The sequence below is a fragment of the Coleofasciculus sp. E2-BRE-01 genome, from assembly GCF_040221695.1.
Taxonomy (GTDB): domain Bacteria; phylum Cyanobacteriota; class Cyanobacteriia; order Cyanobacteriales; family Coleofasciculaceae; genus Coleofasciculus.
Window position 1 is genome coordinate 1 of sequence record NZ_JAVKEA010000233.1, and the last position, 15,857, is coordinate 15,857.

Consider the following 15,857-nt stretch of genomic DNA (forward strand, 5'->3'; position numbering starts at 1 on the left):
CTGAGTCTCATCATGGTGATCACCTTCCCCTTCAGCTTCCCCAGCTTCCCCTGCTTCCCCAGCTCCCCCAGCTCCCCCAGCTTCCCCAGCTTCCCCATCTCCCCCAGCTCCCCCAGCTTCCCCAGCTCCCCCAGCTTCCCCAGCTTCCCCAGCTTCCCCAGCTTCCCCTGCTCCCCCAGCTTCCCCTGCTCTCTAACCCCACCACCACACCGATTCAGCAGCCCCTATTTATTTGTCGTGAGAGGGGGATGAAGATTATAGTAGCGGTTAGCCCTTCTCTATCCATTTCGCGTTCTTATTCTTATGGCTACTGCCACTTGGACTCGCCGCCATGTCCTTTCCCTGGAAGATTTTACGTCGGCTGAATACGATACCCTCTTACAAACAGCCGCAAGCTGTCGGGAAGTTCTCTCTCGGCGCACTAAAAAAGTCCCGGCTTTGCAAGGTCAGGTGGTGGCGAATATGTTCTTTGAACCCTCAACCCGCACCCGCAGTAGTTTTGAACTCGCCGCTAAACGGTTGAGTGCGGATACCCTGAATTTTGCACCAGGAACCTCGTCCTTGACCAAGGGAGAAACCATTCTCGATACCGCAAAAACCTATTTGGCAATGGGAGCTGATATGATGGTGATTCGCCATCGAGAAGCAGGAGTTCCCCATGCGATCGCCCAGGAAATGGATCGACTGGAAACAAATGTCGGTATCCTGAATGCAGGCGATGGTCAACATGAACATCCCTCTCAGGCGTTGTTGGATTTATTTACGATTACCTCTTTATTAGATTTTGAGTATCCTCGCTTGAAACTCTTAGCCGACAAAAAAATTGCCATTGTCGGGGATATCATCCATTCACGGGTTGCTCGTTCTAATATTTGGAGTCTGACCGCCAGTGGCGCTGAGGTTCATTTAGCGGGTCCACCCACGCTAGTTCCCCAGGAGTTTGCTGAATATGTCCAAGGGACTGGAGATCAGGCTGAATCACCCATCCCCAATCGTCGGCTATTCTTGCATTGGGAGGTTGAACCCGCCCTAAAAGATGCCGATTTTGTCATGACCTTACGGCTGCAAAAAGAACGCATGACCGCGCATCTGTTGCCCAGTTTGCGAGAATATCATCAACGATATGGGATTACGCGCGATCGCTTAAAACTGTGCCATCCTGGAGTCAAAATCCTCCACCCCGGACCCGTCAATCGCGGCGTGGAAATTAGTTCCGAGTTAATGGATGATCCGGAATTCAGCTTAATTTCTCAACAAGTAACCAGTGGTGTAGCAGTACGCATGGCGCTGCTTTATCTGATGGGGAGTGGGAAGTCTTGATAGTTGTTATTGGTCTTATGTCCTTTGTCCTTTTTGAATGAAGGGTATCCTACGAACGCGATCGCATCCCTTAGGGATAGAACAAACCTATAAAAGCTTGTAGGGGCGACCCGCTTCATCAATTAACAACACCAATCCTTTCAATGAGATCGGGTCGCCCTTTACTCAACAGGGGATATTAGGGTTCATTGATCAGTATAATCGAGTTGCGATCGCGTGATATCAAATAATTTCCCATTAAGAAGTTGATACTGATCACTCAACGGTTGTCCCATACATAAAACAGACCATTTGAATAGAGTTCTTAGAGATTTACAGGTATCCGGACAAGACAAAACATGTTCGACATTAAGCCGCTGAAGTATCTTCCCGCCATGTTCCTTTTCCTTGAAATTAGGATATAGGTTTCCGAGATAATTTTTAGGATGACGAATATCTTCCACATCCCCTTGATAATCAGCTAAAGATGTTCCTAGGACGGCGTTAATGGCATTGGCATCAGCTAAGTAGTAAGCTTCTAGCATATTCACCAAAAAATGAACAGAAGCGTGAGTTCTTTGGGTCGCCGGAAGCGTATCAAGGATTTCTCGGTATCGCTCAAAAACCTGTTGTGCTTGTTGCCTACGATCATGCTCTAGGTCGTCCACCATGATGACATAAGTATCTGGTCTGTTTAAATGTTTTCTCGCTTCCCAGGCAATTTGTTGAATATATTTATCCGGAATTCCCTTATTCGTTCCAGTAGCTTTAAGTTTTTTCTTCTTTTTCTGTGAATAGTCGGGCGGAAGTTGAGGAACACGGCGCAGGACTTTAAACGTACACCAACCCGATTCCATTAAAGATTTAAATAATTTAGGCAGATGTTCGGCTTCTGTTTCGCCTGTAACCAGCAATCCGAATTGAAAATAATGATACGGCTGACCCTCAGTATTAATTTGACGACTCATCACCTCTCCTCCTCAAAGGGAGACTTACTTTGAGGTGCAATCATCTCAGCCATATACAGCGAACCTGTGGCATAGTCTTCCAGTAAATCTTGGATAGCTTCTATCTCACTGACCCGTTTCATTACCGTTTTTCCTTGCCCATCAAGTTCTGCGGCTAATATATTCGTTGGCTCAAACTGACTGATCAAAACAGGAGAATGCGTAGCAATAAAAACTTGCTTATTCCATTCTTTGGTCGCCAGTTTCACCGCTTTAGCTAAAACCGCTAACGCCCAAGGATGAAGGGATAGTTCCGGTTCATCCAGTAAAATTAACGAATATCGGCTCAACCCTTCAGAAAACAAGGCGGTGAGATTAATCAGCATCTGAAGATGACCATCGGATACCCCTGATGCTCGAATTAAACCTTGACGCCTTTCATCCAAAAAATTAGTATAAACTGTATATCGACCTGTTTGCTCAAAGGCTAAACCATTGAACGACGGAAAACTTTCTTTCATGAAATGAATAATCGTGTCATATCGGTCATCAACCACTCGTCGATCATGTAAATTTCGCAAGACTGACCATAAATTTTCACACCGATCCTGTAATCTATCGCCATAATCTGATTCCGAACCCAATCGTTTTAGTTTAAATAGAGACGCAGAACGGGAGTCATAGCGACGGACAAGGCGCAGTAAGTTTTCAATATCAGCCGCCGCTGATGCACTGTCTTCCCAGTCTACATACCGCGTTAAAGCTAGTTTTTCGGGATCTTTGAGAGAAATGTATTGGGATTGTCCTCGTCCAACCTGATAAAAAGACGCTTTATCACTTCCTATTTTGCGGTCAATTAAACAAATATTGTCATCAGTTGTATACAACTGTTCTCCCACAAAGGGTTCTATCCTCCCCGATGAATAACCAAACGTAATTTGATAGGTAGCGGAGTGAGTTTGAATAGTAATCGATATCGTTTCTCCATCCTCAGCACCATCCCAAAGTAAACCAATTCCATGATCTCTATCAGAAGCTGCTAAAGACACTCCCCGAATTGCACAGTCTCGAACAAACCAGATTGTATCTAGAAACGTTGATTTTCCTGATCCATTGGGTCCAAATAAAACGTTGAGGGGATTGGTGGTAATGGGAACATTCGCCAGACAGCGAAAATTGTTGATTTGGAGATTGACCAATGGATTAGACATAATCATTTTTTGCCTCTATACAGACGTTCCACCCTGTTCAAGGGAACCGAGAATCAAGTAATCGCTTGTTGGCTATGCTTGTCAAACAGGTGAAACTGAGACCGATCAAACACCACACTAATTGATTGTCCCACAGTCATGCGCGATCGCGGATCGACTCTGGCGATAAATTCGTGATTGCTTGGCGTCGTCAAATAGACAATGATTTCATTCCCCATCATTTCCGTAACGGATACTGTCGCTTTGATAGAAGCTGGACGAATATCTGGGGGAATATAGTCAGGATCATGAATATTTTCCGGGCGAATGCCAAAGATAACCTCTTCTCCTGAATAATGTTGATAAAATAGGGCTTTTTCTGGAGGTATATGGATTTCAAATGAATCGGTCTTTACATACAAATCCTCCTCTTTGCTGATTAGTTTAGCGTCGAAAAAATTCATTGCTGGAGACCCAATGAAACCCGCAACAAAGACATTATTCGGATAATTGTACAGCTTTTCCGGGGTATCAATTTGCTGCAAGACGCCATGATTCATCACCGCAATCCGGCTGCCCATGGTCATCGCTTCCACTTGATCATGGGTGACATAAATAAACGTAGTGCCTAATTCGTTATGCAATTTATTAATTTCTGCTCGCGCTTGTACCCGTAATTTCGCATCTAAATTGGATAAGGGTTCATCCATTAAAAATACAGCCGGATTGCGAACAATAGCGCGACCCACCGCCACTCGCTGGCGTTGTCCTCCGGAGAGTTCTTTTGGTTTGCGGTACAGTAAATGGTCAATTCCTAATTGCTTGGCGGCACTTTCAACACGGGTTTTAATTTCGCCTTTCCGCTTCCCTTGTAACTCCAGGCTAAATGCCATATTTTCATAGACAGACATGTGAGGATACAGGGCGTAAGATTGGAAAACCATGGCAATATCCCGGTCTTTGGGCGGAATCTCATTGACTCGCTTATCGCCAATATAAATACTGCCTTGGGTGATATCCTCAAGTCCCGCCAGCATCCGCAGGGAGGTGGTTTTTCCGCAGCCAGAGGGACCGACAAAGACGAGAAATTCACCATCGTCAATGGTCAGATTTAAATCATTGACTGCGATAAAATCAGCAAAATTTTTACTGACGCCTTCAAAAACAACATTAGCCATTTTAGAACCTGAATTGGGAATTTAGACGTAGATGCCCCAATAGTATGCTATTATAAAATATTAATACTTGCTTGATAAAGGTTTTGTAGCTGCATTATCAGGAATTATAAATTCTTGATTAGGCAATGATGGCTGAATATAATTTAAGGCTTTAAGCTCATTTAAAGTGCTAATTTGCCATAACCAGTCTAAGAGAGCCGATTTTTATCATTAATCGCAATTGATAAATAACAAATTAGAACTTAAACAGAAATTATGCTTAGGGTAAGGACACGACATGTCGTGCCCTTACGTGGTTGTTCAACTGCTGATGATTACCCTTAATTGCAGGCTATAAAAGCAAGAGTTTCAGACATTTTATAATAAGGGTAGTTTGACCAGACAGGCTATTACCGACTGTCTACTTTCTAATAATCTCAATAGACCCGCTATTAGACGAGCTTAGAGAACCAGAGCTGGACAGATTTTCAACCAGGTTTTTGCCCTCTGAGGTGATAGTTCCTGAAACCATTGCGTCACTATGGGCACCAACATACCGATAATTCGATGTGAAGGCGGGTCCTTGATAGTGAGAATGGCTGTTGCCACGGTAGGTATCCCCCATACCCGTCCACCTTACCGCCACATCCACGTTTTTGGTAGCCCCTGACGAGTAATCATTGACTGCGAATGTGCCATTTAACGCCGCTGATTTGAGAGACTTATCACTGGTAAAGTTTACGTCTGTAGCAAAGCCATCACCATAGGAACCTTCTCCAGTACACCAGTTATAGGTAGAGTAATAGATATAGGCACCCTTCTGTGCGGTTGGCGCACCTGGAGCGCTTTTGCTGACGTTATCAGAGGCAAAAATCCCTACACTGGTGTAATTACACTCGTCAGATTGATAAAAGTAGGCATCAGCCGTTTGTCCTTTGACTTGGTATTTTTGGTTGGTGGCGGCGACTGCAGGAAGGCTCAGGCTCAGCAGGATTAAGGTGGCTCCAACAAATGTCTTGGGCATGTTTTTTTTCCTAGAGGATGATTAACCGAGACTGGGATGAGAAACTGGAAGTTCCCAGATTTTAAGAAAAGCTATATTAGGTACTATTACTTATTAAGGCTGTATTCTTTCCCCTCTGTTTCCTGTTCCTGCACATAAGACATTATCCCTTAACTGAACCTGCCAAAATCCCCCGGACAAAATACCGTTGTAGGGCAAAAAATACAATCAGGGGTACAATCATCGTGATAAACGCCCCGGCTGTTAGTAAATGCCACGCTTCACCGCGAGATCCCACCAACGTGGTTAAGCGCATGGTTAAGGGGGCGACATCCGGTGTTCCTCCCAGATAGACTAAGGCGACTAATAAATCATTCCATACCCATAAAAATTGGAACACGGCAAAGGATGCGATCGCGGGCAGAGAAAGGGGTACAATTAAGCGTGTAAATGTGGTCAAATGCGACGCCCCATCTACCGCCGCCGCTTCGATTAAATCCTTGGGTAGGGAACCGATATAATTCCGGAGTAAATAAATCCCCAACGGCATCCCATACCCCGTATGGGCTAACCATACACCTAAAAACGAACCCGATAATCCCAAATGATTATAGGATCGCAATACCGGAATTAGCGTCATCTGTAAGGGAACAACCAGCAACGCCACGACTAAAATAAATAACAACTGACGCCCTGGAAACTGCATCCAAGAAAATGCATAAGCCGCAAACGTGGCGATAGCGATGGGAATAACAGTAGCGGGAATGGCAATGGTAAAGCTATTCAGAAACGCTTGTCCCATTCCTTCCGCTGTCAAGACATCGATATAATTTCCTAACTGATATTGGGTGAAATCAAAGGGATGTTGAAACACCATCCACCAGCCACTTTCTAACAAATCATCTTTCGGGCGTAGGGAACTAATCAATAAGCCAACGGTGGGTAATGTCCAAATTAAGGAAATGACGATTAAACTCAGGTGAACCGGAAGGCTATTAAAGGCATTTTGTAACTGATGAGACAGATGTTTCACAGGATTCGATTTACGGCGACGTTTAGATTTCATCGGCTTATTTATTGCTGACGGAAGCGGCGGATATTCACGACCATGATTGGTATAATTACCAGTAATAAGATAACCGCGATCGCACTCCCCCTGCCATAGTCGCGATAGTTAAACATTTCCTTAATCATCCGCGAGGCAATCACTTCGGTGCCTTGATTCCCCGCCGTCATCACAAAGACAATATCAAACACCTTAAGCACCATAATCACCACCGTCGTTGTTACCACCGCTAAGGTGGAACGAATCATCGGGATGGTAATCCGCCAGAAAATTTTCACCTCACTCGCGCCATCCATGCGGGCGGCTTCGATAATATCTGTGGGAATCCCTTTAACGGCGGCGGAAAGCAACACCAGACAGAAACCCGTTTGCAACCAAATCATAATCGCAATCAGGGCAAAATTGTTAATCGAACGTTCCACTAACCACCCCACAGGTTCAAATCCCAGGCTAGTCACGATACCATTAAGTAAGCCAATTTGCGCTGATCCGGCTGGGCGAAAGGCATAAACAAACCGCCAAATCACACTTGCGCCGACAAAGGAAATTGCCATGGGTAGAAATATTAAGGATTTGGCGAGGGGTTCATAGCGTACTTTATCCATGAGTACCGCCAGAATCAAGCCAAACCCAACACTAAACCCCGTCACCAGAACCAGCCATAACAGGTTATTGCGAAACGCCACCAGCATCGCCTCACTGGTAAACGCAAACTGATAATTCTCCAAGCCGACAAAATTTTGCGATCGCCGATCCAGAAAACTGATGTAAATTGTATTCAGCGTCGGTAGAATTAAGTACGCCGTCAGCACCAGCAGGGCGGGGGCGAGATAAATCCAAGGTAGAATTCGCGATCGCCATTTATGAGGTAAGGTGTTGGCTAGGTAATTCATGGCATAAAATACGCCAAGTACACCGCCACAGCCAATAATTACGGCGATAATTACACTGAGAATTTTACTAAAAACTGACATAAGGTTTTACTTTGACTGGAGGAAACCAATACCGATCAATCCTGTTGCCATCATCTATAATAATCGTTCTCTCCTATCTGTCTGTGCTAAGTAGGGTGCCTTAAAGAGCGTGACATTCACCTTAGTGGCTTGACACAGCTAAAATTGTGGAATAGATTTGACCATTGAATCGGGCGCAAGTCTTTGCGCCCCTACAGTTTCCGGGCGTAATTCTAATTCATCAACTAAGGTGTGCCACGCCACTAGCTTGCAAGCCTAGTAGTTAAAAAGTTGTCATGCACTCGCTGTGCTAAGGTGGGGACTGTCAATTCTGCTGGTTTTCTGCTGGTTTACAGTGTTGTAAAATAGTCGTATTCTCGCTATCCTCTAAGCATTAAACCGATGACTCGCACCAAATCCGTTCGTCCTCGTCGTCAAGGCAGACTATTTCCGGAATATACTATACCCCCAGAGGAGCTAGCCAAACGGGAAGCGGAAAAAAATGCCCGGATAAAGCGCTATCGAGAGATTTTCGCTCAAGTCAGCCCTCAACTCATCCCAGATCATTACAACTGGTTTATGATTATTGAACCAAACAGTGGGGATTATTTTATTGATCCGGAAGAAGACGTAGCGATGCAAAAAGCGCGTCAAAAATACCCAAGCGGTATGGTGGGAATTATGCGCCTTAACGAAACCGGAACTTGTGGCAAGATATGATTTCAGGCAAGTTTGGTGAGATTGGTGAACTGATCTTTGAAATTGATTTAGTTGGCGCTGATGCAGAACGATACCCCATTGATGTGTTACTAGATACAGGCTTTACAACGGGCTATTTAGCGCTTGATGCTCAAGATGTCCAAAGCTTGGGTTGGTCGATGATTGAAGGTGAACGTGCGATGCGAATGGTACAAGGGGAGGATTTTTTTGATGTATATGAGGGCAGGGTTTTCCTGGATGAAAGGGAATATATTATTCCAGTGTTAGCTGGAGCAAGTATTTCTGAACCGCTACTCGGTTTACAGTGGTTAAAAATGCTACCATTGGCGGTGAATTTTGCAGCCGGAATGTTGACGCTGGGGTAAATGGCGAAACGCGATCGCATCCGTTAGCAAGAAGTGCCTGTGAGAGTTTATCGGGGCGGGCGCGAGTCTTAAACAACCCCACCCTAACCCTCCCCTTATAAAGGGGAGAAAACCGGGAGCGAACCACACAGTCATTAATACAAAATACGGGTGAGCAACCCCCGTTATAACCCAGTCCGCGCAGGCGGCCTACCCTTCGGGAAGGCTTCACCTATGTTTGTGTGGTTCCGCGATTTCAATCGCTCCTCTTACTGTTTCAGCTAGGTCAAAATGGATTGAGATACACGAGATTTCATGGGTTCATGGGACTCAATCAAGACTTCAATATCATTCTCGACTTTATTTGCCAACTTTTCTAAAGGGATATCATTGGCATCATAACCAAACGGATCTTCAATTTCTAAGCCAATCGCTTCAATTCCGAATAAGGCAAAAGCAATCACACCCACGGTAGGAATTGTCCACCAGTTCAAATCTTCCACGAGTTGAAACGGCAGCGCCAAACAATATAAAATTAACAGATGTTTTAAGTGGATCGAATAAGCCCTAGGCATTGGCGCAGACAAAATTCGTTCGCAACGCGATAGACATTCAACCAGTTGATCTAGTAATTTATTGTGGGCTTCAAGTTGAATGGTGTCAATATGCTGATGGGCATAGAGTTTGTAGATATAATCACTAATCCATTTAACAACCTGTAGGGGCATATTCACTGTTGTTTCCAGTTCGGCATAATGTTTCACCGAAATAATGCTTTTCAAGCGCTGATTGACTGGCTCTTTTCTCAGATGTGAGATGATCGTAATATAAAAAACATAAACGAGTCGCATATTAGCCAGCTTTTCTTGAATAGCTTCTGGATTGGTTAGCGAAACATTGTTACAAATTTTCCGGGCGAGATTGCGACAAGTAAAAACCATCGCCCCGGCAATTTTCCAGCCTTCCCAAAATCGATCATAGGCTGTATTCGTGCGGAAAACGAGGAGCAATCCCAAGACGATACCGGGAATTAAACCCGCTAGCGCTGGCTGATGAACTCCAGTAAATCCTCCTTGATGAATCAGGGTGATTAAGAGAGCGAAAATCATACTCAAGCAAACCTGTTGTTTGATCGCAGGTATTACCGAATCTTTTAAGTCCAAAACCAGTTTAAGCCAGTTTTTGGGTTCAGCACTCATATCTATGTCCTTCAAGACTATCGTTATCCGACTTATACCGAGTTGCGTTCTAATATGTCATTAGCAGAATAAATTAATTAATTTAGTATAAATTGCACTTGACAAGTATTCTCGAAATAAGTATCATATAATGTTTTGAAGCGATTTTATAGTCCCTCATGGAATGGACACCCCTGAGATGCTGTTTTTGTTTGCCAGGGATCAGGCTGATAGAAATAGCTGGGCTTGAATAACCGATTTTCCAACTCTAAGCCATAGGTAGGTGTTGTTGAACCGGATAGCGGTGGAACTAGCCAAGCCCAATCCCCGTGAACCGGACGACCACAACGCTTCTCATCCTCTACAAATTGCATGAAAGAATCAGTTAAAGTATGGTGATCAAGAATGCGGACACCCTGTTTTTTGTACGAATGCAGTACCGCAATATTCAGTTCCACTAACGCTGAATCTTTCCATAAACTCATATTTTCACGGCAATCTAACCCCATCTTTTGGGCAATAATCGGCAGCATATTGTAGCGATTGGTATCACTAAAATTACGAGCGCCAATTTCTGCTCCCAGATAGAACCCGTTGAAGGGTGCAGGATATTGAATTCCGCCTACATCGAATACCATGCTGGAAACCGCAGGCAAAGCAAACCACTTGAGTCCTAATTCTTCAAACCATTCGTATCGGGGATGGGATAGGGGTACTTCTAAAATGATCTCTGGCGGAAGCTCAAACCAATGGGGTGCTTTATCACCAATCTGAATAATTAGCGGAAGAATATCAAAGGGTGTTCTTTGATGTTTCTGCCATCCTAGGTTTAAGGCTTGGTCGGTTAACTCCACATTTGCCGGGTCTCCTAAAATGCTGCCATCGGGTTGACGATATCCCGCATAGCGCAACAAAAGAGGATTCCAAATCCGGATGCCTAAATCGGGTTGGAAAATAGTGATAATGGACTGCAAATCTCCATTGTTGGTGGCTAGCTTGATGTGATCAACTAAGGCTTTGAAAATTTCCGCCTCGGTGTCTAGATGTCGCATATCCCGCGTCTGAAGGGTGTGCCAGAAAAGCCGTCCCACGCAGCGATTACTGTTGCGCCATGCTAAACGTGATCCATAAACGAGCTCATCGTAGGTGTGTGTATAAGTTCCAGTACAATCAATCGATTCTTTTACCGCTTGCCAACGGGGAAGGAAGACTTCAGGTAATCCTTGTTCGATATAACATTGCTTTAGGAAGGCTTCGGCTTCCTGGCTGACTGAACCAATGGGTTCGACGTAAAAGCTATGTTTCTCAATGGGTGTGATTCCCCCCGCCAATTGCACAGTAGGACGCTGCACAACCTGACTATGAGCGTTTCCTTCTTCATCCAGTTTTGAGGAGAATAATTCTTGACGAATGGCTTCAGCCGGAAATCCGGCGTCTTCTAAATATCCTCGAACCGTGTCCATAAAGGCTCCTGGTCCACAGAGAAAGGCGACAGCCCCCTCGGTGTAAGGATATAAATGTTGGACGGATTCAGCCGTGAGTCTGCCTTCGGTACGGGTTGCCCGCCGAGTCACAGTCAGATTAGGATGGGTTTGGGTGAGTTGGTTTAACTCGTTGGCGTAGACAAAATTCTCAGGATAAGGAACACTATAGTCGAGATGAAATCGGCGCTTGTCTTGCCGTTGAGCTAAAGTTCGCATCATGGCGATCGCAGGCGTTACCCCAATCCCTCCGGCAAAAAACACTACAGGATTTTCATCCCCTAAGAAATAGTCACCCCGAGGCTGAGAAATACGAAACAGGGAATCAGAGTTAGCGCGATCGCACAACCATCGGGAAAATACCCCCAATTCTTCCCGCTTGACGGTAATTTCGTAAGTTTCGGTTGACTCAGCCGCAGAGCTTAACGTATACGCACGAGTCACCCAGCGATTATCTACCCGCCCTTGAATTAGAATATGTTGTCCCGGTTTCGCCGCCACCACAGCTTCCTGCACTGGGCGAAATTCAAAGCGAGTCATTCCAGAACCCAATTGTTCTTTTGTGACTAATTCCGCTACCGCTAGACTCGCAGACCCTAAAAGTTCTTCTAAAAGGGGTTGACATCCGCCACAAATTGTAGTTGCTTGAGTCTGCTCCGCAATTTTCTCTAAAGTATCAAGTCCTCCATCAATCAGGGATTTCAGATGACCACAGGTTATCTTAGTGCAATTGCAAATTAGGTCATCATCGGCTCCTAAGTTGGTAGCATTTTCGATTTGCAGTTCTCCAAGTTCCCGAAACAAACTGATTTGCCAACGGGGAATCGGTTCCTCTTGAAAAAACAACTGAGTTGCTAGTCGGACTCCCGTCCAACGCCCCCGTACAGAAAGGCTCACTACCTTGCCATTTTTTAACCGGAAAACCCGTTCTCCTCCTTTCTCTGGGATGTATCGCACTTGTTCGGTTTCTTTTATCTCCTCATCTGCCCATCGCCACTCTAAGGCTTCATTATCTAGCGTTCGTTGACCAATCAACAATCGGTCATTACTTTGTAAAAGACGGGTGGTTAATGCGGGACGTCCTGCTAACTGTCCTTCATGTAGGGTTAAAATTCCCCGTCCTGGTAGAATATGAACGTTAATTAAATCTAAGGCATAAGGGGTTGCCCATTGGCTTAGGGAAATACTCCCTTGTCCCAACCACCGAACTAATTCTTGGTGTTGGTTCGGTAAACCATATTGATTCAGCACAGCTAATAAATCTAGTCGAGCTTGGGCAGTTTTTTCGTCCATTCCCGCTATAGTCCAATCGTAGAACACTGCCGCACTGGGACTATTAAAATAATAAACATCTGTGGGAACATCGGCTAGAATTTTATCTAAATGCTCCTGCAACCCATGGCTAAACTCCTCAAAGTCGATTGAGCCATTTTTATCGGTGTCAGCTTCCTCTAAAATAGTCTGAGCTTCATCATGGCTGTATCCTAATTGCAACAAATAGGGCAACAGTTCTTCGGCATCAATCTGTCCACTAGCATCCAAGTCTATAGCTTGGAAACGACTTTGGGCAAATGTGTGACTGTTGGCATTTTGCTTGAGTATCTGAGACAGTTCTCTCGCCATATCCTCTCCGGTGAGTTGCACTGGACCCGTTAAGATATCAGGAGGGCTGTTGTTTACTTCACCGACAACCCATTGATACAGTCCCTGACTAATCACATCCGGTGCAAGCCACGGTAAGGCATTATTTCCTAATGGTAAGGATAGAGTGCGGCGATATTTTAATTCTTTTTTCTGATCCAGCAACTCAGAAAACAGCGGCGCATGGCGTAAGATGAGAGTTTCTAAGTTGGAGTGGCGCACCAGGTTTTCTGCCTCAGCTAGGGTTTTGCCTAGTTCACTGGCTTCGGGGCAAGCTGGCGCTACCCAGGCTAATCGCTGAACGCCGATTTCTTGGGTCAGTTCTAGAAATGAATGGGTCAGTTGTTTAACATCAGGTAAGTCAGCGGGCATAATAAACATGACCGCGATTTCACTGTCCGAAATTCTGTCTTTAATAACTGACTGACGCATCGGCAAATCAATGGTAAACCAATCGATTTTTGTTGATGAGGAAACCGTATGATCACGCTTCAACCCACGCACCTGAATCATTGAGGAAGCGTTGAGAAACTGGATCAACTGCTGGGCGGGTAAATAGTTTGGATTTGAAACAAAAATAATTAGATTATGAGGAGATACAATGGGAATCATTTTATTTTAAAATAATCGCGTATAGGATAGAATACGTCGTTGAAACTTTATTAAATTTAATCCTCAACTTGACCATAATAGAGGTTTACCTCCCACGGATCTTGATGTTTCTATCTCTTCAAGTTCATCGGCAAGGTTTACAGAGAGTTCCTGAGTCAGAGTATCAATCATGTTCATCTGCATGGGAACGATCAATCCTACTTGTTCCATGGCTTCAAACAACATATTTTGTTCTGTTTCATCTAAATGACCATCGGCTTCCAATAAATTCGCTAATAAGTTTTTATTTTTGAGTAAATTCAGCAAACTTTGCTCTTCTTTGAGCAGAGGCAACAGCAAGGTCTCGTACTTTTCATCTGGGACAGAAACAGCTAAGGCTAATTGAAGCATTAAACGTAGGTTGCTCTCAGGTGGAACTGAACAGAGGAAAGCTATTATTTTGGCTAATTTTTCTTGATTCATATTATTTCTGTGAGTTCCATTCGTAAAAGCATATCACAGCTTTATACAATTATTTATTGAGAAAAGTTAATTTTGACAACAAAAATGTGAACCTAAGCTGTAGAACATAATAGATGATGCTCAAGTAGGTAGAGACAAAGAAAAGTTACTGACGAACATCTATTTTTCAAGTTATCAGTGCGATCGCGCTTCCAGCCCATGTTCCCTAATTTGCCAAATGGATCAATCTCCAGTTCTCTCAAATCAGGAAGGAAATGTCAGTTGGGTACAGAGTGGACTCTGACAAACCCATTAATATAGAGAGACATGGCACAACTGCAAAGCAAGCGAGTAACTGATGACTTCAACTCTGCTCAAAACTCCACCTCTAAATGCCCCAACTATTGAGACATTACCAAATGGTCTAACCATTGTGGCAGAGCAGATGCCTGTCGATGCGGTTAACCTGAATGTCTGGGTAAATGTGGGTTCCGCCGTTGAACCTGACCCGATTAACGGGATGGCGCATTTTCTCGAACACATGGTTTTTAAGGGAACACCACGCTTGAACAGTGGCGAGTTTGAGCGGCTGATTGAAGAATGTGGTGCGGTGACGAATGCGGCAACCAGTCATGATTATACCCACTACTACATCACCACAGCACCGAAGGATTTTGCTCAACTCGCGCCCTTGCAACTGGATGTGGTGTTAAATCCTCTGATTCCCGATGACGCCTTTGAACGGGAACGGCTAGTGGTGTTAGAAGAAATTCGGCGTTCGGAAGATAGTCCCCGTCGCCGCACCTTTCGGCGGGCGTTAGAAACCAGCTTTGATTACCTCCCCTACCGTCGCCCGGTACTTGGACCTACCTCTGTGATTGAAAGCTTAACTTCTCAGCAGATGCGGGACTTTCATCACACCTGGTATCAACCCAAGACGATGACAGCCGTCGCCGTGGGTAATTTACCCGTGGACGAGTTGATTGAAACAGTGGCGCAGGGATTTGCTCAAGCTGGGGTTAAGGGTGACTCTGAGTATACCTCCCGTCTCACCTATAAGCCAGAAGCGCCGTTTACCGACATTGTGCGCCGAGAGTACGTAGACTCGACATTACAGCAGGCGCGATTGGTGATGGTGTGGCGAGTACCGGGATTAAAACAGTTGGATAGTACCTATGCATTAGATGTTTTAGCCGCTATCTTAGGACAGGGGCGGATGTCGCGGTTGGTGCGAGATTTGCGCGAAGACCGTAAACTGGTGACTCATATTGGGGTGAGTAATATGACTCAGCAGCTACAGGGGATATTTTATATTTCCGCCCAGCTTCCGACAGAGAACTTGGACATTGTGGAAGCAGCGATTGGGGAACATATTCGTCAGCTACAAACGGAATCTGTCGCGGCGGCAGACATTGCCCGAATTCGTACTCAGGTGGCGAATCGCTTTACCTTTAGTAATGAGAAACCGAGCGATCGCACCAGTCAATATGGGTATTATCACTCGCAATTAGGGGATTTAACCCCAGCCTTAAATTATCCGGCTCGCATTCAAGCGGTCAAGGCTCACGATATTCAACAGGCTGCTCAGGATTATCTGGCAACGGATGCCTATGGTATTGTGACGATGAAACCAGCGTAAATAGACGGGACGAGATAAATAAGATAATAGGGCACGGCAGATAATAGGGCACGGCAATGCCCATGGGTGTCAACTTAAGCCACATTACCCACGATAGGATACTGGGTGTGGGGTATGGGGTGTGGGGTGTGGGGGAAAGCGAGCAATTTTGGGGAGCTATGTATTAAACGGAACCTGTTTGAAAAA

At 44.9% G+C, this 15,857-nt stretch carries 13 protein-coding genes; 4 read left to right on the forward strand and 9 right to left on the reverse strand.

Going from position 1 to position 15,857, the window contains the following annotated elements; genetic code table 11:
- Positions 1-303 precede the first annotated feature (303 nt).
- Complete coding sequence (locus RIG66_RS31840) at positions 304-1,320, forward strand: aspartate carbamoyltransferase catalytic subunit (protein WP_446383831.1); 1,017 nt, start codon at positions 304-306, stop codon at positions 1,318-1,320.
- Between the two features lie 185 nt (positions 1,321-1,505).
- Here RIG66_RS31840 and RIG66_RS31845 read toward each other — a convergent pair whose 3' ends face one another.
- The 6 genes from RIG66_RS31845 to RIG66_RS31870 all read right to left on the reverse strand — a co-directional run bounded on the left by RIG66_RS31845 (position 1,506) and on the right by RIG66_RS31870 (position 7,636).
- Complete coding sequence (locus RIG66_RS31845; RefSeq protein ID WP_446383833.1) at positions 1,506-2,267, reverse strand: DUF4276 family protein; 762 nt, start codon at positions 2,265-2,267, stop codon at positions 1,506-1,508.
- Positions 2,267-3,457: an AAA family ATPase gene (locus RIG66_RS31850; protein ID WP_446383835.1), complete on the reverse strand. Its 1,191-nt coding sequence runs from the start codon at positions 3,455-3,457 to the stop codon at positions 2,267-2,269. Before RIG66_RS31850 ends, RIG66_RS31845 begins: the two co-directional genes overlap by 1 nt.
- Before the next feature lie 53 nt (positions 3,458-3,510).
- On the reverse strand, positions 3,511-4,614 hold the full coding sequence (locus RIG66_RS31855; RefSeq protein ID WP_446383837.1) for an ABC transporter ATP-binding protein: 1,104 nt from the start codon (positions 4,612-4,614) through the stop codon (positions 3,511-3,513).
- Between the two features lie 400 nt (positions 4,615-5,014).
- On the reverse strand, positions 5,015-5,617 hold the full coding sequence (locus RIG66_RS31860; RefSeq protein ID WP_446383839.1) for a hypothetical protein: 603 nt from the start codon (positions 5,615-5,617) through the stop codon (positions 5,015-5,017).
- 142 nt (positions 5,618-5,759) lie between these two features.
- Positions 5,760-6,662 (reverse strand): carbohydrate ABC transporter permease, encoded by a 903-nt coding sequence (locus RIG66_RS31865; RefSeq protein WP_446383841.1) that lies wholly within the window; start codon positions 6,660-6,662, stop codon positions 5,760-5,762.
- A gap of 8 nt (positions 6,663-6,670) precedes the next feature.
- Positions 6,671-7,636, reverse strand: a complete 966-nt coding sequence (locus tag RIG66_RS31870) for a carbohydrate ABC transporter permease (protein ID WP_446383843.1) — start codon at positions 7,634-7,636, stop codon at positions 6,671-6,673.
- Between the two features lie 381 nt (positions 7,637-8,017).
- Here RIG66_RS31870 and RIG66_RS31875 point away from each other — a divergent pair, with 381 nt between their 5' ends.
- A complete protein-coding gene (locus RIG66_RS31875; RefSeq protein WP_446383844.1) occupies positions 8,018-8,335 on the forward strand; it encodes a hypothetical protein in 318 nt (105 codons plus the stop codon).
- Positions 8,332-8,700: an aspartyl protease gene (locus RIG66_RS31880; RefSeq protein ID WP_446383846.1), complete on the forward strand. Its 369-nt coding sequence runs from the start codon at positions 8,332-8,334 to the stop codon at positions 8,698-8,700. Before RIG66_RS31875 ends, RIG66_RS31880 begins: the two co-directional genes overlap by 4 nt.
- A gap of 260 nt (positions 8,701-8,960) precedes the next feature.
- Here RIG66_RS31880 and RIG66_RS31885 read toward each other — a convergent pair whose 3' ends face one another.
- The 3 genes from RIG66_RS31885 to RIG66_RS31895 form a co-directional block, all read right to left on the reverse strand.
- Entirely contained in the window at positions 8,961-9,878 is a 918-nt protein-coding gene (locus RIG66_RS31885; protein ID WP_446383848.1) for a bestrophin family protein, read from the reverse strand.
- A gap of 146 nt (positions 9,879-10,024) precedes the next feature.
- Positions 10,025-13,591, reverse strand: a complete 3,567-nt coding sequence (locus RIG66_RS31890) for a nitric oxide synthase oxygenase (protein ID WP_446383850.1) — start codon at positions 13,589-13,591, stop codon at positions 10,025-10,027.
- A 63-nt stretch (positions 13,592-13,654) separates the two neighbouring features.
- Positions 13,655-14,053: a hypothetical protein gene (locus RIG66_RS31895; RefSeq protein WP_446383852.1), complete on the reverse strand. Its 399-nt coding sequence runs from the start codon at positions 14,051-14,053 to the stop codon at positions 13,655-13,657.
- A 337-nt stretch (positions 14,054-14,390) separates the two neighbouring features.
- Between RIG66_RS31895 and RIG66_RS31900 the strand changes: the two genes are divergently transcribed.
- Positions 14,391-15,671, forward strand: a complete 1,281-nt coding sequence (locus RIG66_RS31900; protein ID WP_446383854.1) for a M16 family metallopeptidase — start codon at positions 14,391-14,393, stop codon at positions 15,669-15,671.
- Positions 15,672-15,857: the final 186 nt, after the last annotated feature.